Annotated in this window: 15 protein-coding genes; 9 read left to right on the forward strand and 6 right to left on the reverse strand. The window is 70.9% G+C overall.

Annotated elements, in window-relative coordinates:
* Positions 1–4 precede the first annotated feature (4 nt).
* A complete protein-coding gene (locus tag OG223_RS07710) occupies positions 5–1,306 on the reverse strand; it encodes a TerD family protein (RefSeq protein WP_329265188.1) in 1,302 nt (433 codons plus the stop codon).
* 296 nt (positions 1,307–1,602) lie between these two features.
* Here OG223_RS07710 and OG223_RS07715 point away from each other — a divergent pair, with 296 nt between their 5' ends.
* From OG223_RS07715 to OG223_RS07730, 4 genes are all read left to right on the forward strand, one after another.
* Positions 1,603–2,037 (forward strand): DUF6643 family protein, encoded by a 435-nt coding sequence (locus OG223_RS07715; protein WP_200691801.1) that lies wholly within the window; start codon positions 1,603–1,605, stop codon positions 2,035–2,037.
* A gap of 42 nt (positions 2,038–2,079) precedes the next feature.
* Positions 2,080–2,904 (forward strand): MOSC domain-containing protein, encoded by an 825-nt coding sequence (locus OG223_RS07720; RefSeq protein WP_329244253.1) that lies wholly within the window; start codon positions 2,080–2,082, stop codon positions 2,902–2,904.
* A gap of 180 nt (positions 2,905–3,084) precedes the next feature.
* Positions 3,085–3,690, forward strand: coding sequence for an Rv1733c family protein (locus OG223_RS07725; protein ID WP_329244256.1), 606 nt, complete (start codon positions 3,085–3,087; stop codon positions 3,688–3,690).
* A gap of 106 nt (positions 3,691–3,796) precedes the next feature.
* On the forward strand, positions 3,797–6,235 hold the full coding sequence (locus tag OG223_RS07730) for a right-handed parallel beta-helix repeat-containing protein (protein ID WP_329244258.1): 2,439 nt from the start codon (positions 3,797–3,799) through the stop codon (positions 6,233–6,235).
* Here OG223_RS07730 and OG223_RS07735 read toward each other — a convergent pair.
* Entirely contained in the window at positions 6,205–8,544 is a 2,340-nt protein-coding gene (locus OG223_RS07735) for a hypothetical protein (RefSeq protein ID WP_329244261.1), read from the reverse strand. The two genes, OG223_RS07730 and OG223_RS07735, sit on opposite strands and share 31 nt — an antisense overlap.
* A 290-nt stretch (positions 8,545–8,834) precedes the next feature.
* Here OG223_RS07735 and OG223_RS07740 point away from each other — a divergent pair, with 290 nt between their 5' ends.
* Together OG223_RS07740 and OG223_RS07745 are read left to right on the forward strand one after the other, a co-directional pair.
* The gene (locus OG223_RS07740; RefSeq protein WP_200690459.1) at positions 8,835–9,662 is read left to right on the forward strand and encodes a DeoR/GlpR family DNA-binding transcription regulator; all 828 of its coding nucleotides are present in this window, start codon (positions 8,835–8,837) and stop codon (positions 9,660–9,662) included.
* 70 nt (positions 9,663–9,732) lie between these two features.
* Positions 9,733–10,203 carry an SRPBCC family protein gene (locus tag OG223_RS07745; RefSeq protein WP_329244267.1) on the forward strand — a complete coding sequence of 157 codons (471 nt, stop codon included), beginning with the start codon at positions 9,733–9,735 and terminating at the stop codon, positions 10,201–10,203.
* 75 nt (positions 10,204–10,278) lie between these two features.
* Here the strand turns inward: OG223_RS07745 and OG223_RS07750 are convergent, their stop codons facing one another.
* Entirely contained in the window at positions 10,279–11,403 is a 1,125-nt protein-coding gene (locus OG223_RS07750) for a PLP-dependent cysteine synthase family protein (protein ID WP_329244270.1), read from the reverse strand.
* Between the two features lie 307 nt (positions 11,404–11,710).
* On the opposite strand from OG223_RS07750, the gene OG223_RS07755 reads away from it, so the two are divergent.
* Positions 11,711–12,034 carry a hypothetical protein gene (locus tag OG223_RS07755; protein WP_019058105.1) on the forward strand — a complete coding sequence of 108 codons (324 nt, stop codon included), beginning with the start codon at positions 11,711–11,713 and terminating at the stop codon, positions 12,032–12,034.
* Between the two features lie 228 nt (positions 12,035–12,262).
* Positions 12,263–12,817: an ATP-binding protein gene (locus tag OG223_RS07760; protein ID WP_329244274.1), complete on the forward strand. Its 555-nt coding sequence runs from the start codon at positions 12,263–12,265 to the stop codon at positions 12,815–12,817.
* A 323-nt stretch (positions 12,818–13,140) separates the two neighbouring features.
* On the opposite strand, the gene OG223_RS07765 is transcribed toward OG223_RS07760, so the two are convergent.
* Genes OG223_RS07765 through OG223_RS07775 form a run of 3 tightly spaced genes read right to left on the reverse strand, consistent with a single transcriptional unit; the run spans position 13,141 to position 16,747 of the window.
* Positions 13,141–15,702, reverse strand: a complete 2,562-nt coding sequence (locus tag OG223_RS07765) for an ABC transporter permease (protein ID WP_329244276.1) — start codon at positions 15,700–15,702, stop codon at positions 13,141–13,143.
* Complete coding sequence (locus OG223_RS07770) at positions 15,699–16,448, reverse strand: ABC transporter ATP-binding protein (RefSeq protein ID WP_329244279.1); 750 nt, start codon at positions 16,446–16,448, stop codon at positions 15,699–15,701. Before OG223_RS07770 ends, OG223_RS07765 begins: the two co-directional genes overlap by 4 nt.
* Positions 16,445–16,747 (reverse strand): SHOCT domain-containing protein, encoded by a 303-nt coding sequence (locus OG223_RS07775; RefSeq protein WP_329244281.1) that lies wholly within the window; start codon positions 16,745–16,747, stop codon positions 16,445–16,447. Before OG223_RS07775 ends, OG223_RS07770 begins: the two co-directional genes overlap by 4 nt.
* Positions 16,748–16,942: 195 nt before the next feature.
* On the opposite strand from OG223_RS07775, the gene OG223_RS07780 reads away from it, so the two are divergent.
* Positions 16,943–17,527, forward strand: a complete 585-nt coding sequence (locus tag OG223_RS07780; protein ID WP_329244284.1) for a TetR/AcrR family transcriptional regulator — start codon at positions 16,943–16,945, stop codon at positions 17,525–17,527.
* Positions 17,528–17,539: the final 12 nt, after the last annotated feature.

The raw sequence follows: 17,539 nt of genomic DNA on the forward strand, positions 1-17,539 counted from the left end.
GCGGTCACTTGCGGCCCGGGGTCCAGTTCATGCCCCACCCGTAGACGCGGTCGACGGTCCGCTGCGGGCTCACCCCGCGGTCGGGGACGAGGTACTGGACCTCGCGCTGGACGACGAGATCGCCTCCGGTGTTGGTGATCAGGGCGAGCGCGCACACCGTGGAGGGCACCGTGCACTCGTCGAGCGAGAAGTCGATCGCGGCGCCGTACTGCGGCTGGAGGGTGACCGTGGCGTGCAGGTCCGCGAAGGAACGCGCGCCTTCGTAGATGGTCACGAAGACGAGGATGCGCCGGAAGTCCTTGATGTGGTCCAGGTTGATGGTGAGGTTCTCGCCGCTCGCCGACGCGCCGCTGCGGTCGTCGCCGTCGAGATGGATGTACGGGGGCCGCTGCAGGGAGCCGAACGCGTTGCCGAGGGCCTGGACGACGCCCTTGCGGCCGTCGGCGAGTTCGTACAGGGCGCACAGGTCGAGGTCGAGGTCCGCGTGCATCGCTACCGCCCGGCCGCGCTTGCTGCCCCAGCCCGAGAACTGCTTGCGCACCTCCCAGTTGAGGTTCACGCGCATGGCGCCCGAGGTGCCGCCCTGCTTGGTCAGGGAAACCGAGGGGGCCGCCTTGGTGAGCGTCACCTTGGTCAGCCGTACGGGGGTCGCCGGAGGGGGCGAAGGCGGGCCCGGGGGAGGTGCCACGGGCATGGGCGGGGGCAGGTTCACTGGCGGTCCGGAGGGCGGGGGCATGGTCGCGGGCCTGGTGGGCTGAGGCATGGGCGCCGCCGGTGCCGCCTGCTGCGGCTCGTCCACGGTGATGCCGAAGTCGGTCGCCAGGCCTTCGAGCCCGCTGTCGTACCCCTGGCCGACGGCCCGGAACTTCCAGGTGCCCTGGCGGCGGTAGAACTCGCCGAGCACGAAGGCGGTCTCGACCGTCGCGCCCTCGCTGTCGAAGCGGGCGACCGCGGTGTTCTGCACGGCGTCCCGGACCTCGATGTACAGGTCGGGTACCTGGCCGAACGTTCCGCCGTCCGAAGAGGCGGCGAGGACGATGCGGTCGACGGCGGGCTCCACGCGCGCGAGGTCGACGAGCAGGCTGTCGGTCACCCGCCCGCCGGCGTTGCCCTTGCCCTCGTGCCGGACCGCGCCGGAGGAGTGCGCCGGCTGGTTGTAGAACACGAAATCGCCGTCGGAGCGGACCTTCCCGTCGACCAGCAGCAGCGCCGAGGCGTCCGCGTCCGGCACACCGGGGCCGGACCGCCAGCCCAATTCGACGCGCAGTGCCGTCGTCGGCACCGGAACATTCGACCCTTTCGGCATCGACATGTCTGCCCCCATCACGTGTCGCCGCGCCAGGACGCGCCCGGCAGCCCATCGGGTGTCTACCCGCACAACCTATTCCCCGAGGCGGCGAACGCCCATGAGAGGCGCGACAACATCGACGGCCAACCGCTGGTAACCCGCCAGGAACTCGCCTTTTACACGATCAGAACACCGATCGATGCCCTTTTTTGACAAGTTCGCTCGCATTGGGGATCCCGTGCCACCCCCGACACGGAAAACAACCCTCTAATCGGTCTCCCCAACCACCACATCGTGGGCTTAACTTATGTGCCATGACCTCCCCCCGCTCCACTTATGGCGGCGGCTACTACTCCGCCTCCTTCCCGGACACTCCGATCTACGACTCCCTCGTGGCCGAGCGGGGTACCCCGCAGATCGCCCCGATCCGGGTCCCCGCCGCCTATGACATGCCGGGGAGCAACCTGCCGGCGCTCCCGTCGGCACTGCCCGCCCTCCCGGCGGGTCCCTCGCAGGCTTCCTACGGCGGCTACCCGCAGGCGCAGCAGCCCTCCCCGCTGCAGCAGGCGCCCGCCGCCTACATCCCGCAGCAGGCCCCGCAGCGCGGCTACGGCCAGCAGCAACAGCAGCCGCGCCCGATGGCGGCTCCGGCCGGCTACGAGGCGATGCGTCCGGCGGCTCCCCGCCCGGCCCCGGCGCCGTACCAGCAGGACCCGTACAACAACAACCAGCAGTACCGCGGTTACTGATCCTCACCCTGCGTTGTCGGTGCCGAATGGCACGATGGAGCGATGGGGAATGCGGAGCTGCGGTCGATCCACGTTCATCCGGTCAAGGCGCTCCGGGGTTTCTCGCCCCGGGAGGCTCTCGTGGAGCCTTGGGGGCTGGCCGGTGACCGACGCTGGGCGCTGATCGACGACGGGGGAAAGGTCGTCACGCAACGCGAGCACCCGCGTCTCGCACTGGCCGCCGCCGAGCATCTGCCCGGCGGCGGTGTCCGTCTGTCCGCGCCCGGCCGTGACCCGCTGACCGTGCCCGTTCCGGAGCCGGTCACCACCGTGGCGATGGAGATCTTCGGTACGAAGGTCGACGCGGTACCGGGGCCGGACACCGCGCACACCTGGTGCAGCGACTATCTGGGTCTCGGCGTACGTCTTGTCCACATGGACGACCCCGCCACGCGCAGGCCCGTCGACCCGCACTACGCGCTTCCCGGTGAGACCGTCGGTTTCGCCGACGGCTATCCGCTGCTGCTGACCTCCGAGGCCTCTCTCGACGCCCTCAACTCCCTTGTCGCACAAGGGGATCACCCGGCCGAGGGGCCGCTGCCCATGAACCGGTTCCGGCCCAATGTGGTCGTCGCGGGCACCGCCGCCTGGGCCGAGGACGGCTGGTCGGGCGTCGTGATCGGCGAGGTCGCCTTCCGGGTCGCGAAGATGTGCGGGCGCTGCGTGGTGACCACCACCGACCAGGGCACCGCCGAGCGCGGCAAGGAGCCACTGCGCACCCTGGCCCGGCATCGGCGCATCGGCGGCAAGCTCGTCTTCGGGCAGAACCTGGTGCCCCGGTCCACCGGCACGATCCGCGTCGGTGACCCGGTCCGGATTCTCGCGTAGGCGGAGTTGTGCCGAAGAGCGCGCAGGGGCGGGAACCCTCCCCGTGGGCCCGGTCGTTGAGATCCCGTGAGAAGTTCATGAGAGGCCCGGGGAGGGGTGATTTCGCTCTCTCTTCGACGGGCCTCTTGGGTGAACGACTGGGCGCGGGGTTATCACGGAGCGGGAAGGGGGTGCGGGACGGTGGGAGCAATCAGGGGCGTGTGGCGTTGGCGGCGCAATCCGCTGCGTCGCGCGACCGATCTGGTCGAGGCCTGGCTGGCCCTCGTGGTCCTGCTGCTGGTCCTGGTCGCCGCACCCGTGATCGGTTCGCTCACCGGCATCGTCGCGCAGAACACCCTGCAGCGGTCGGTGCGGGAGCAGCGCGCGGACCGGCACGCCGTGACGGCGACGGTGGTCAAGAAGCTCAAGGGCGCCGAGATCGAGCCCGACCCCGACTCGGCCACCGCGCGGGACATCCGCACCCGCGTCCTCGCCGACTGGACCGCCCCGGACGGCACCGCACAGCACGGCGCGGTCATGGCGAACCTGAACACCCCGCACGCGGGCGACCACTTCAGGCTCTGGACGGACCAGCACGGACACATAGTGGCCCGCCCGCTGGACTCGGCCACGGCGACGACGCACGCCGTGCTCGCCGGGTTCGGCGCGGCACTGCTGACCGCCGGGCTCGTCGACAGCGCCAGACGGTTCGTGCTGTGGCGCATGGTCCGCCGCAGGTACGCGCGTTGGGACCGGGCCTGGGAGCGGGCGGGCCCGGACTGGGGCCGGACCGGCACCGGTAGCTGACAGCCTTCCGGCTCTGGTCAACCCACCGTCCGCACGCACGCTACGGTGGACCGGCGAAGGCTTCGGCATCAACCCGCGTACCACGAGGTGGGGGCACAGCAGCGCCATGGCACAGGGCACGGTCCAGGTGACGCACACCGGTACATCGCGGTGGCGGCGCCGCACAGGTGAGTACGCGTCGCTCGCCGCCGCCCTGGAGGCCGCGGCCGAGGGTGACGTACTGACCGTCGCTCCCGGCACCTACCGGGAGAATCTCGTCGTGCAGCGGTCGGTGACCCTGCGCGGCCCCGAGGGTTCGCCCGGCTCGGTACGCATCGCGCCCCTGGACGGTGTGCCGTTGACGGTCCGCGCCTCGGCGGTGGTCCAGGACCTGCATGTCGAGGGCCAGGACTCGGCCGCGCCCGCGCTCCTCGTCGAGGACGGGGCACCGGAGTTGACGGATCTGCGGATCGTCACGCGCTCCGCGTCCGGCATCGAGGTGCGCGGCGGTGCCCGCCCCACCGTGCGGCGCTGCACGGTCGACAACCCGGCCGGCATCGGAATCGCCGTACTCGACGGCGGTGGCGGGGTGTTCGAGGAGTGCGAGGTCGTCTCGGCCGGCCAGGCGGGCGTCGCGGTCCGCGGCGGCGGTCACCCGCGCCTGGAGCGCTGCCGTGTCCACCACGCCTCGGGGGTGGGCCTGTCCGCGACGGGCGAGAACTCCTCGCTGGAGGCGGTGGGTTGTGAGGTCTACGAGACGCGCGGCAGCGGGGTCCAGATCACCGGCCGCGCCACCGCGCACCTCACCGACTGCGATGTGCACCGTACGACCGCCGACGGCGTCACGCTCGACACGGACGCGGTGCTGACGCTGGCCGACTGCCGCATCCACGACATCCCGGAGAACGCGGTCGACCTGCGCTCCCGTTCGGTCCTGACGCTGACGCGGACGACGGTGCGTCAGTTCGGGCGCAACGGACTGTCGGTGTGGGACCCGGGCACGCGCGTGGACGCCAACCAGTGCGAGATCTTCGACAGCACGGGCGACTATCCGGCGGTGTGGGTCAGCGACGGCGCCACGGCGGTCCTCGACTCCTGCCGGGTGCACGACGTACCGGACGCGCTGTTCGTGCTCGACCGCGGCTCGCGCGCGGACGTCGTCGACACCGACATCTCCCAGGTCCGCAACACGGCCGTGTCGGTGAGCGACGGCGCCACCGCGCAGCTCGACGACTGCCGGATCCGGGACGCGGCCACGGGCGCGTGGTTCCGCGACCACGGCAGCGGCGGCACCCTCAACAACTGCACCGTGGACGCCACTCAGACGGGCGTGATCGTCACCAAGGGCGCCGACCCCACCATCGAGCGCTGCACGGTCGACTCCCCCGCCGAGGCCGGCTTCTACGTCTCCGCGGGCGGCCGGGGCACCTTCCTCGGCTGCCGTGTGACAGGCAGCGGCGGCTACGGCTTCCATGTCATAGACGGCTGTCGTACGACGTTGAAGAAGTGCCGTACGGAGCGGTGCGCGCGCGGCGGTTACGAGTTCGCGGACGCCGGACCGGACGCGGGGCCCGGCACCGGACCCGTCGTCGAGGACTGCACCAGCGACGAGAGCGGTCTCAAGCCGCCCACCGTCCATGAGACGGCCGTGGAGACGGCGAGCCAGGCGACCAGCGTGCTGGGCGCGATCCCCGGCCAGCGCACGGCCGCACCGGCGCCGCCGGACACCGTGCCGCCGGAGCCGGAGAAGGAGTCCCGCACCTCCAAGGCCGTCCTCGGTGAACTCGACGCCCTGGTCGGCCTGGACAGCGTCAAGCGCGAGGTGCGGTCCCTCATCGACATGATCGAGGTGGGCCGGCGCCGCCAGCAGGCCGGCCTCAAGGCGGCCTCCGTCAAACGGCACTTGGTCTTCACCGGCTCCCCCGGCACCGGCAAGACGACGGTCGCCCGGCTCTACGGCGAGATCCTCGCCTCGCTCGGCGTCCTGGAGAAGGGGCATCTCGTCGAGGTGTCCCGGGTCGACCTGGTCGGCGAGCACATCGGCTCAACCGCGATCCGCACCCAGGAGTCCTTCGACAAGGCGCGCGGCGGGGTCCTGTTCATCGACGAGGCGTACGCCCTCTCCCCGGAGGACTCGGGCCGCGACTTCGGTAAAGAGGCCATCGACACGCTGGTGAAGCTGATGGAGGACCACCGCGACGCGGTCGTGGTGATCGTCGCGGGCTACACGGCGGAGATGGAGCGGTTCCTGTCCGTCAACCCCGGTGTGGCGTCCCGTTTCTCACGGACCATCACCTTCAGCGACTACAACGCCGAGGAGCTGCTCAGGATCGTCGAGCAGCAGGCCGAGGAGCACGAGTACCGGCTGGCCGAGGGCGCGTCCGAGGGGCTGACGAAGTACTTCACGGCGATCCCGAAGGGCGCCGCGTTCGGCAACGGCCGCACCGCGCGCCAGACCTTCGAGGCGATGGTGGAGCGGCACGCGAGCCGGGTCGCCCAGGTCGAGGAGCCGAGCACGGACGACCTGACCCTGCTCTACGCGGAGGACCTGCCCGAGCTGCCCTGAGGCGGCACCTCGGGCCGCAGCCGGGCCAGCAGCCGCTCGCGTTCCTCGGCGAACGCCGGGTCGGCCTGGTAGTCGGAGTGGCCGAGGATCGGCGCGGGCAGCGGGTGTCGTGCCGTACGGCCGTACTCCAGTGGGTCCTTGAGGGGTTCGTGGTCCACCTCGGGGCCGCAGTCGCCGGACACGCGCACCGGGCCGCCGATGGGGTCGGTGAGCCGGTACAGATTGCGCCAGCAGTCGACCTCGCGGTGCAGTCGGCTGAGCGCGGCCGGTCCGAAGTGGGCGGGGAACCAGCGGCCGTAGAGGCGCTCCAGGGGTGAGCCGTAGGTGAGCAGGGCGACGCGTTTGCGCTGGGCCGGTTTGAGTTGCCAGGCCGCCGCCGCGGCGAGGACGCTGCCCTGGGAGTGGCCGGAGAGGACCAGCCGGCCGCCGGTGGCGCGGGTCCAGGTGGCGATCCGCCAGGTCAGGTCGGGGACCGCGCGCTCGGCGTAGCAGGGCGGGGCGAAGGGGTGGGCGGCGCGCGGCCAGAAGGTGCCCACGTCCCACAGGATGCCGATGGTGCGCCGCGCGGAGGCGTCCTTGTAGGCGCGCCTGCCCCAGGTGACGAAGAGTATGAAGCCGAGCCCGATCAGCCAGGAGCCGAGGCCCTGCGAGGTCTGCGCGGCGCCGTGCACGAATGCGTGCCCGTCCTGACCGGCCCGCTCCGGTGTGCTGTCGGTGGTGAAGGCGCCGACGAGCGCTCCGGCGCCCAGGAGCAGGGTCGCGGTGGAGGTGACGGCGACGAGAAGGGGCCCGCGGTCGGTGAGCGAGGCCATCGCGCGCGTGCTCGCGATACGGGCAGTGCGCGTCCGGTCCTTGCGCCCGCCCGGGTAGTCGTGGGCCACGGCGGCCAGTTCGCTCCGGCGCAGCCGCCAGGTGCGGTGGCCGAGCCCCGCGCACAGGACGAGGACGACGACGAGCAGAAGCGGGATCACCGAGGCCTGCCAGGTGAGCAGGACGGGCGGGCCCGCGAGGGACGTTCCGGTGCCGTCAAGCCAGTCGGAGACCCGCTGGGAGACCCCGCCGGACATCACACCGCCCAGGGCACAGGCCAGCATTGCGACGGCCGGGCCGCCGAGGCCGTGCATCGCGGCGCGCGGATCGCGGTGGGTGCGGTGCAGCAGGTGGGCGACCACGGCGAGGGCGAGCACCAACAGGCCCTGGACCAGGGCGATTCCACCGAACGCGGCATCGCCCGACAGCCGACCGGACGACTCCCATCCCGGGCGCGACCAGCCGGCGTACAGCAGGGCGAGGGCGAGCAGCAGGAGTGCGCCGAGCGGCAGACCTCGTACGAGACGGCGGTCGAGCGCCTGGTCGAGGCGGTTCTCGCTGCGTCCGCGGCGGCACACCACGTAGACCACGACGAACACGAGGCCGGCGAGCGCGGTCTCCAGGAGTGCGCCGAGGGGAGCCAGCGTGTCGGAGCCGTCGGGTCGCTGGTCGAAGCGGGCCGTCGGGACGGTGACGGCCGCGGCGACCGTCAGGAGGCCGGCCGCCGTGTGGGCGGCGCGCAGCCGGGCGACCAGGCGGCGGCCGTACCAGAAGCCGGGGCGGCCCAGGGAGCTGTGGCCGGTCTCGTCGTCGGGTTCCGGTCTGCGGGGCATCGGCTGCTGGGACTCGTACTCGCTCCAGGTACGGCGGGAGAGGTACCAGAGGAGGACGGTGAGCGCGGTCGGCACCAGGGCGGCGAGCGCGAGGCGGCGGCCCGGGCGGCTCCACCAACTGTCGTGCGACACGGCGGGCGACAGGAAGCCCAGCCAGGTGTGCCGTTCGGCGCACGCGCGCGTGCCGGCGCACTGCCAGGCGGCGAGGTCCAGGGCGACCTCGCAGGCGGCCGCGACGAGCAGCACCGTCAGGGTCAGTCCCGCGAGCCGTACCAGCAGCCCGTAGAAGCGCACCGTCCGTTTCCGGTCGCGTGCGGTGGGGCGCATCCAGTGCGCGAGGTTGACGACCATGAACGGCAGCAGCAACAGCCACAGGGCTCGGGTGCCGTTGCCCGAGGTGAGGTTGCACCAGACGTAGGCCTCGCGGATCGGTCCGCCGCGCTGGTCGGCGGGCCGGGACTCGGCGTCGACGTCGGTGGCGCGCCGGAAGACGGCCGCCGTGTCGTCGCCGGTGATCCGCACCGTGCGTGGATCACCGAGCATCTCCTCGGGTGTGGTGCCGCCGACTCCGTGGACCAGGAGTTCCAGGGCCGGTTCGGTCTGATCGGGCCGTCCGGCAGGGCTCTTCGCCTCGGTCGTGACGGCATGTTCCTGTACACGCTCCACTGTTCGCACATCCCCCGTGACGCACTGTCTGTCTGTGTCCGTGTGCACACCAGGATCGCGCTTCACGGCGCGTCGCACACGCCCCGTCACCGAATCTCCCCCGATCGATATGACACACGAGGGACGGATGATGGCCGAATGACATGTGCGCGTCGGGACAGGCGGTGGCGCGGTGCTTGCGGGGGCGTGCGAGGATTGGGGCGTCCGCGCACCGCCGCCGGGGAAAATGTCCTGGTCGGGGCGGGCGCGCGGGCAGTCTGACGGGTTGCGGCGAAAGGACCGGAGCGTACGTGAGCGAGAATCAGAACCTCCTCGCGGAGCAGCGGCGCGCCCTGATCCTCGACGAGGTCCGGCGCCGCGGTGGCGTCCGCGTCAACGAACTGACCCGCAAGCTAGGCGTGTCGGACATGACCGTGCGCCGCGATCTCGACGCGCTGGCCCGCCAGGGCGTCCTGGAGAAGGTGCACGGCGGAGCGGTCCCGGTCGTCGAGGCGAGCACGCACGAGCCGGGCTTCGAGGCGAAGTCGGGCCTGGAGCTGACCGCCAAGGAGGACATCGCGCGGACCGCCGCGGAGTTGGTGGCGCCGGGCACGGCGATCGCGCTCTCGGGCGGTACGACGACGTACGCGCTCGCGCACCATCTCCTCGAGGTCCCCGATCTCACCGTGGTCACCAACTCGGTACGGGTGGCGGACGTCTTCCACGCGGCGCAGCGCACCTCGGGGCAGCGGCAGGGCGCGGCCACGGTCGTCCTGACCGGCGGAGTGCGCACCCCCTCCGACTCGTTGGTGGGCCCGGTGGCCGACCAGGCGATCGCGGCGCTCCACTTCGACATGCTCTTCCTCGGTGTGCACGGCATATCGGTCGAGGCCGGCCTGTCCACACCGAACCTCGCCGAGGCCGAGACCAACCGCCGGCTCGTGCAGTCCGCGCGGCGGGTCGTGGTCGTCGCCGACCACACCAAGTGGGGGACGGTGGGCCTGAGTTCGTTCGCCGCGCTGGAACAGGTCGACACGCTGGTGACGGACGCGGGGCTGCCGGCCGAGGCGCGGGCGGACATCTCCGAGCATGTACGGCTCGTGGTCGCGGGCGAACTCGCTGACGGGGCAGACATCTGACGGACCGCCAGCTATCGTGACGTGGCCCACGCCGGTCAACCTGCCTTCTCCGTCAAGAGGGTTCGCGTCCATGGCCAACCATCTCCGCCCCGTCGAGCTCGACTTCATCGGCTCCGCTCCGGTGCGCCTGGTCTTCACGCGGGACATGTCCGCGACGCCGGACGCGGTCTTCCATGCCCTCAACGACGATGTGCCGGGGTGGGCGGAGTGGTTCGCGGCCGTCACCAGTGCGCGGTCGATCGACGACGGGGCCGGGCGCGACATCCGGCTCAAGGGCGGCGGGCACTTTCGCGAGACGGTGATCGCGGCGAAGCCGGCGGAGGTGTACGCGTATCGGGTCGACGTCACCAATGCGCCGGGCGTGCGTGCGATGGCCGAGGAGTGGCGGCTGATCCCCGTCGGGGGCGGGACTCGGGTTCAGTGGACGTTCGCCGTGGACGGGACCGCGGTGTTCAGGGGGGTTGTGCGGGTGGCTCGGCCTGGATTGGGGCGGGCGTTCAGGGATGCGGTGACGGAGTTGGATCGACGGTTGGTTAGCTAGGGGGCCTGCGGATGTACGTCGTCTGCGGGTGCGTTGTGGCTGGTCGCGCAGTTCCCCGCGCCCCTGTTCATCAACTCAGGTCGGCCATACCCCCGTTGCCAACAGCGAGGTGATCGCCTTGCTGTACGGGGTGATGTCCAGGCCCTGTGCCTTCAGCCAGGTGTCCGAGTAGTACTTGTCCAGATAGCGGTCGCCCGGGTCGCACAACAGGGTTACCACGCTGCCCTGTTGGTCTGTCGCGACCATCTCGGCGATGATTTTGAGGGCGCTCCACAGGCCGGTGCCGGTGGAGCCGCCCGCCTTGCGGCCGATGGCCTGTTCCAGTGCTCTCACGGCGGCGACGCTGGCCGCGTCCGGGACCTTCATCATGCGGTCGATGGCGCCGGGGACGAAGCTCGGTTCCATCCGGGGGCGGCCGATGCCCTCGATGCGGGAACCGCAGTCCCGGGTGACGTCCGGATCGCCGGTGGTCCAGCCCTCGAAGAAACAGGAGTTCTCCGGGTCGGCGACACAGACCCGGGTGTCGTGCTGCATGTAGTGGACGTAGCGCGCGAGGGTCGCCGAGGTGCCGCCGGTACCGGCCGTGGCGACGATCCACGCGGGCTCCGGGAAACGCTCCAACTCCAGTTGGCGGAAGATGGATTCGGCGATGTTGTTGTTGCCGCGCCAGTCCGTGGCCCGTTCCGCGTAGGTGAACTGGTCCATGTAGTGGCCGCCGGTCTCCGTCGCGAGGGCCGCAGACTCCTCGTACATCTTGCGCGGGTCGTCCACGAAGTGGCACTGCCCGCCGTGGAATTCGATCAGGCGGATCTTCTCCGCGCTGGTCGTGCGCGGCATGACCGCGATGAAGGGGACCCCGACCAACTTGGCGAAGTACGCCTCGGAAACCGCCGTGGAACCGCTGGACGCCTCGATCACCGGGCGGGTGGGCCGGATCCAGCCGTTGCAGAGGCCGTAGAGGAAGAGGGAGCGGGCCAGGCGGTGCTTGAGGCTGCCGGTCGGGTGGGTCGACTCGTCCTTCAGGTACAGGTCGATGCCCCAGTGCTCGGGGAGCGGGAAGCGGAGCAGGTGGGTGTCCGCCGAGCGATTGGCGTCGGCCTGGACCTTGCGGACGGCTTCTTTCAGCCAGCTCCGGTAGCCGGCGTCACTGCGGTCGACGTCGAGGGTGGCACCGGTCAGGGCCTGTGGGGTGGTGCTCACGGCGGGGCTCCTTAGACATTGCGCCGACGGCGTCTCGCGCGGCCGACACCTCGATCATAAGCACCTTCCGCACGCTTCTCACCTGCATAAACACTCCTTTGGGAGGGTCAAAGACACCCTGGGGAGCGATCTCGCCGGATCCGAGGGGGCGCATTTATGCGAGTGCTCCGGGTACTCACCGTGACCGGCTCGTGCGTACTGGTGCTCGACGCCCGGTGCGGGCAGACTGCACCGGAGCGGGACGAACGTCCCGAACGGGGGCGCACACTGGATCACCAGATGTCCTGGAGCAAGGGGGCGGGGAAGCATGGCGGAGCCGGAGTTCACGGCCACGGGCGTGCGGATCGGGAAGCGGCTGCGTTCGCTCACCCGGGCCGGACAGGTCCGGATCAATGACGGCAGGCTGGAGTTGCTCACCAGTTACGGCAGCGAGATCGACAGCGCGCCGGTGCAGGCTGTGCGTGCGTCGAAACCCTGGTTCGCCCCTGAGGACCGGGCGCTGGCCGACCTCAACGGCAACAGGTATCTGCTGACCCTCGGCGAGCACGACCCCGCGCCCGGGCAGCCCGGTCCGCCCGCGGCACGACGGTTCATCGAGGCCGTACGCAAGGCGGCGGGGCGGGGCGGCTGATCCGTGGCGTAGTCCGGAGAGCGGCTGATTCGCGTCACGCAGGAACAGTGGCCGGCCGCGAGTTGCGGGAGCGCGGCCCCTGAGTCACTCTGGTCTCACGTCACTCTGGGTTTACCGGCGATAACGCTGCGAACCAGCCCGCCGGACACAACAGCAGGCGGCCGTCTTGACCACCCTGCTGGATCCGAACTCCGTGTTCTTCCGGACCTCAGTCGGGGAGTCGCAGCCGTGATCAGTCACCCAAGCAGGCACTGCACGGTGGAGCTCCAAGCCCTGCCGTCGCGGATCGGCCAGGTCCGCAGAATCGTATCTGCGCAGTTGCGCTACTGGCATCTGGATCCTCTGATAGACCGGGCCGCGCTCGGTGTCACAGAGCTCCTGACCAACGTCCACCGGCACGCCCAGCCCGACAAGACGTGCGTCGTCGAGATCGAGGTGCGCCTCGACCAGCTCATGGTCTCGGTGCGCGACCACGATCCCCGGCTTCCGGTCGTCGGCGACATCGACGAGGTCTCCCCTACGGCCACCTGTGGGCGCGGGCTCGCGATGGTCGCGGCGGTGAGCGAGAACTGGGGGGTGCGGCCGGACGGTGAGTCCGGGAAAGTCGTGTGGTTCACGCTCAGCGCGCCTGCGCCCATGCCTGCGTCGGCAACCGCGGCGGGGCGGCCACCGCGGCGTGTGGCCGCGGAGAAGCCTGCGCACCGGTTTGTTGCCGAGGTCGAGAATCCCGTCGACGAGCGGCGGTCCCAGCACGCTCCCGCCCGGTCCGCCGTTGCCGGTTGATCGGGCGGTGATTGGTTTGGGGTGGGGTGGGAGTGGGGGTGGGGCGTGGGGGGGCTTGGTCCGGGGTGGGTAAGTGCCTTGTAGCTGGGCGGTGTTGGTCAAGTTGATACCGGGCCGGTGTTGGCCAGTGCCCGCGCGCACCTCTTTTGGTTCGGTCGCCTTCGGGGCGCTGGAAGCCGGTGTCGAGAGGCCGACCGTGCTCGGCCTCTCGACACCGGCGCGCCCCTGCGGCTCCCTCTCGGCCGGCGCGTGGGGACAGACCGACTTGGTGGGCCCTCGCCCGGGACTGGCTGAACGCCGTGAGTTTCGCTGGCGGTATCTGATCACTCGGTGGCGATCGCCCTCAGTACGTCCAGGCGTGCCGCCCGTCGTGCTGGGCGCAGGCCCGCAAGTGCCCCTGCCGCTACGCCTACCAGGGCCACCGCGACGAGTTGTACGGGTGGGATCGCGAAGGCGAAGGCACTGTCGCTCGCGCCGTCCGAGGCCTTGACCAGGACCCAGCCCAGGAAGACACCCAGGGCGAGGCCGCCGACCGTGCCGAAGGCGGCCAGCAGGACCGACTCCCAGCGGACCATCGCCCGGAGTTGGGAACGGGTCTGGCCTACCGCCCTCAACAGGCCCAGTTCGCGGGTGCGTTCGTGGATCGCCAGGGTCAGCGTGTTGGCGATGCCGAGGAGGGCGATCAGGACCGCCAGGGCTAGCAGGGCGTAGACGAGGGTCAGCATCATGTCGATGCCTCCGGCCGAGGACTGCGCGTATTCGTGGCGGGTCTGGACTTGTGGGTTGCCGTAGCGTGCTGCGGTCTTCTGGACGGCCGCCTTGCCCTCGGCCGTGTTCACGCCGTTCTTGAAGGAGACGGCCACCAGCGTGTCGGAGTCCTGGGTGCGGTGGGGGGCCCAGGCGGTGCGGGTGATGACGTAGTCGCCTGCGAGTTCGGAACGGCCGTAGACCGCGCGGACGGTGAAGGTCTGTTTCTTGCCGTCGGTGAAGGTGAGTTGGGCCTTGCTGCCGGTGGTGAGGTGCTGGCGGTCGGCCTCTGTCCTGGTGATGGCCATGCCGTCCGTGCCCAGGTCGCGGAGGGAGCCCTGGATCCTGCCCAGGTCGAAGGTGCGGGCCAGGGCGGTGGGGTTCGTGACCGTCAACGCCCGTCCCTTGCCGTTCACTTCGGCTACTCCGCGGCCGAGTCCCACTGCCGTGTCCACCTCGGGCAACTGGCTTATCGCCCCGGCGAGTCGGGGGCTCAGTCCGCTGCCGCCCGCGCCGAAGGACGGGGTGCTGACGGCTACGTCACCGGCGAAGGACCGGGACACCGTCTGGTCCATCGTCGCCTTCAACGAGGCGCCGAAGACGGTGAACAGCGACACCACGGCCACCCCGATCATCAGCGCGCTCGCGGTGGCGGCCGTCCGGCGAGGGCTGCGCAGGGCGTTGCGCCTTGCGAGGCTGCCGGTGACACCACGCAGCCGGTCGAGGGGGCTGCCCAGTACGCGTACCGCCGTGGAGGAGGCCACGGGGCCGAGGACTACGAAGGCGATCAGGGCCAGTGCTGCCCCAAGTCCCGCCAGCAGCAGGGATGGTGAGACCAGTACGCCGGTGAGGGTGGCGGCGACCGCAAGGAGTGCGAGGGTTGCTCCGGTCACCGCTCGGGCGCGGGACGCACCGGACTGGTCCACCATCGTCTCGCGCAGTGCGGCCAGGGGCGCGGTGCGGCCGGCTCGGACTGCGGGCATGAGGGCGGAGCCCAGGCAGACGACGATTCCTACCGCCAGGGGCAGGGCCATGGAGAGCGCCCGGATCACCAAGTCGCCCTCGGGGAACGGGAATCCGATGGCCGGGAACAGCAGCTTCAGTCCGGCCGCGACCCCGATGCCGCCCGCCAGTCCGGCCGCCGAGGCGGTCACCGCGACGACACTCGCCTCGGTGACGGTGGCCGCCGCCACCTGGCGGCGGGAGGCTCCCAGAGCCCGCAACAGGGCGTTCTCGCGGGTGCGTTGGGCGATGACGATCGCGAAGGTGTTGTGGATGGAGAAGGTCGCCACCAGCAGGGCGATGCCGGAGAACACCAGCAGGAACGTGGTGAAGACGGTGAGGAACTGGGACGAAATCATGTCTGTGTTCTCTTGGGCCGACTGTTGACCGGTGATCGCCTCAACTCCCTTCGGGAGGTGGGGAGTCAGGCGGTCGACCAGTTGGCGTTGGCTGATGCCGGGGCCCGCGCGCACGCTGATGGTCGATGCCTCGCCCGGCCTCGCGGTGAGGTACTTCTCGGCATCGGCCTGTGTCATCCCGGTGAACGTCACCTGCGCCATGCCGTCCTCGCCGCCGAAGGTCGCGAGGCCGACGATCGTCACCTTGACGGGGTCGGGGGTGCGCAGGGTCGTCGTGTCGCCGAGCTTCAAGTGGCCTTTGTCGGCGGCACCTTGGTTGACGACGACCTCGCCGGACCTGGCCGGGGCGCGGCCTTCGGCGAGGCGGTACGGGTTGAGTTCCGGGTCGGTGATCCAGTTGCCGGCCAGGGTGGGCGGGCCCTTGCCGCCGATGGCTTCACCGTTGGAGCCGACGAGTTGGCCCGCGCCCTGGATGCTGGGGGCGGCGGCCGCGACGCCGGGGACCTGGTCGAGGGTCTTCACCAAGGCCGTGCTCACCGGTTGCCGCACGCCCTGGCTCTCGCCGGGTGCCGTGATGGCGTCGGCGCTGCGGACCACGGCGTCCGTGCCGCTGGTCGCGTCGCCGAACATGGTGTCGAAGTTGGCGCGCAGGGTGTCGCCCATGACGAGGGTCCCGGCGAGGAAGGCGACCCCGAGGAACACGGCGAGGAACGTGCCGGCGAAGCGTCTTTTGTGGGCTCGCAGGGAGGACATGCTCAGGCGCACGGACGCGTTCACGACCTCACCTCGAAGGCCTTGAGGCGGTCCAACACCTTGTCGGCCGTGGGGGATTCCATACGGTCCACCAGTCGTCCGTCGGCGAGGAAGACGACCTCGTCCGCGTGGGCGGCGGCCACCGGGTCGTGGGTCACCATCACGACCGTGCGGTCCGTCTGCCGTACGGCACGGCGGAGCAGGCCGAGAACCTCGCCGCCGGAGCGGGAGTCCAGGTTGCCGGTCGGTTCGTCGGCGAAGACGACCTCGGGGCGGCCGGCGAACGCCCTTGCCACGGCGACGCGTTGCTGCTGGCCGCCGGAGAGTTCCGAGGGGCGGTGGTGGAGGCGGTCGCGGAGACCGACGATGTCGATGAGCTCGTCGATCCACTCCTGGTCGCCCCTGGCTCCGGAGAGGTCCAACGGCAGGGTGATGTTCTCCGCGACGGTCAGCGTGGGGATCAGGTTGAAGGCCTGGAAGACGAAGCCGACGCGGTCGCGGCGGAGGAGGGTGAGGCGCCGGTCGTCGAGCGCGCCGAGTTCCGTGTCGCCGATGTGGGCGGCGCCGGAGGTGAGGGTGTCGAGTCCGGCCGCGCAGTGCATCAAGGTGGATTTGCCGGAGCCCGAGGGGCCCATGATCGCGGTGAAGCGGCCGGCCGGGAAGTCGACGCTCACCCCGTCCAGGGCGCGTACGGCGGTGTCGCCGACGCCGTAGACCTTGACGGCGTCGACGACCCGCGCGGCCGTGCGGGTGGTGGTCGCGGTGGTCATGCCGGGCCGCCTCCCTTGCCGACCCGGCCGAACTGCTCGTCCAGGACGGACAGGCGGCGCCAGTACTCGTCCTCGTCGATCTCGCCGGAGGCGAAGCGGCGGCCGAGGACGGCCAGCGGGGAGTCGCCGGTGGGGCGGGGGTCGGCCATCGCGCGCCACGGTCCGCCACGACCGCGCCCGCGCCAGGCGGTGCGGCGCAGGACCGTCACCACGCCGACCACCACGGCCGCCCAGATCAGCGGGAGGAACAGGATCCACGGGCCGGGGCCGCCGCCGTTCCAGTTCGCCAGAGTCTGCATGTCGATTCATCTCCCAGGAGCCTTGAGCCCTCTGTGGGCTCCCTTGCTGTGATGTATCGAGACTGGCTCCGGGGAGGGGTCCGGGTCGTCGTACGGCCAGCGGCAGTGTGTGTACCTCCCGGGGAGTACGAGGGGTCGTTCCGGCTGCTCCCTATGTCCTCGACTTCTGTAACTACTAGTATGTACAGTGGCCGCATGAGCACCCCGGAGCGACTGATCGAGTCCACTCGCGAGCTGTTGTGGGAGCGCGGTTACGTCGGCACCAGCCCCAAGGCGATCCTGGAGCGGGCGGGCGCCGGGCAGGGCAGCATGTACCACCACTTCAAGGGCAAGCCGGAGCTGGCGCTGGCGGCGATCCGGCGGACGGCCGAGGAGTTGTCGGCCACCGCCGCGGGCGTACTCGACGGGCCGGGCACGCCGTACGAGCGGATCGAGGCGTATCTGCGGCGCGAGCGCGATGTGTTGCGCGGGTGTCCGGTCGGGCGGCTGACGATGGATCCGGACGTGATCGCCAGTGCCGAGCTGCGCGAGCCGGTGGACGCGGCGCTCGACGCGATCCGTGAGCGGCTCGCCGGGATCGTCGAAGAGGGCAAGGAACAGGGGCAGTTCGGGCCGGAGCTGGACGGTGAGGAGATCGCCGCGACGATCCTCGCGACCGTGCAGGGCGGTTATGTGCTGGCCCGCGCGTCCGGGTCGCCGGCCGCCTTCGACGCGAGCGTCCGGGGGCTGCTCGCCCTGCTCTCCCTCGCCTCCCCCACATCTCCCGTGTCTCCCCGATAGGAGTTCAGGTAC

This window comes from Streptomyces sp. NBC_01478 (genome assembly GCF_036227225.1).
GTDB lineage: Bacteria > Actinomycetota > Actinomycetes > Streptomycetales > Streptomycetaceae > Streptomyces.

Excerpts from the sequence above, each read along its gene's own strand:
- OG223_RS07780 (WP_329244284.1), top strand. The coding sequence starts at position 16,943 with ATGAGCACCCCGGAGCGACTGATCGAGTCCACTCGCGAGCTGTTGTGG.
- OG223_RS07775 (WP_329244281.1), bottom strand. The coding sequence starts at position 16,747 with ATGCAGACTCTGGCGAACTGGAACGGCGGCGGCCCCGGCCCGTGGATC.
- OG223_RS07755 (WP_019058105.1), top strand. The coding sequence starts at position 11,711 with ATGGCGGAGCCGGAGTTCACGGCCACGGGCGTGCGGATCGGGAAGCGG.
- OG223_RS07720 (WP_329244253.1), top strand. The coding sequence starts at position 2,080 with ATGGGGAATGCGGAGCTGCGGTCGATCCACGTTCATCCGGTCAAGGCG.
- OG223_RS07770 (WP_329244279.1), bottom strand. The coding sequence starts at position 16,448 with ATGACCACCGCGACCACCACCCGCACGGCCGCGCGGGTCGTCGACGCC.
- OG223_RS07710 (WP_329265188.1), bottom strand. The coding sequence starts at position 1,306 with ATGCCGAAAGGGTCGAATGTTCCGGTGCCGACGACGGCACTGCGCGTC.
- OG223_RS07730 (WP_329244258.1), top strand. The coding sequence starts at position 3,797 with ATGGCACAGGGCACGGTCCAGGTGACGCACACCGGTACATCGCGGTGG.
- OG223_RS07715 (WP_200691801.1), top strand. The coding sequence starts at position 1,603 with ATGACCTCCCCCCGCTCCACTTATGGCGGCGGCTACTACTCCGCCTCC.
- OG223_RS07745 (WP_329244267.1), top strand. The coding sequence starts at position 9,733 with ATGGCCAACCATCTCCGCCCCGTCGAGCTCGACTTCATCGGCTCCGCT.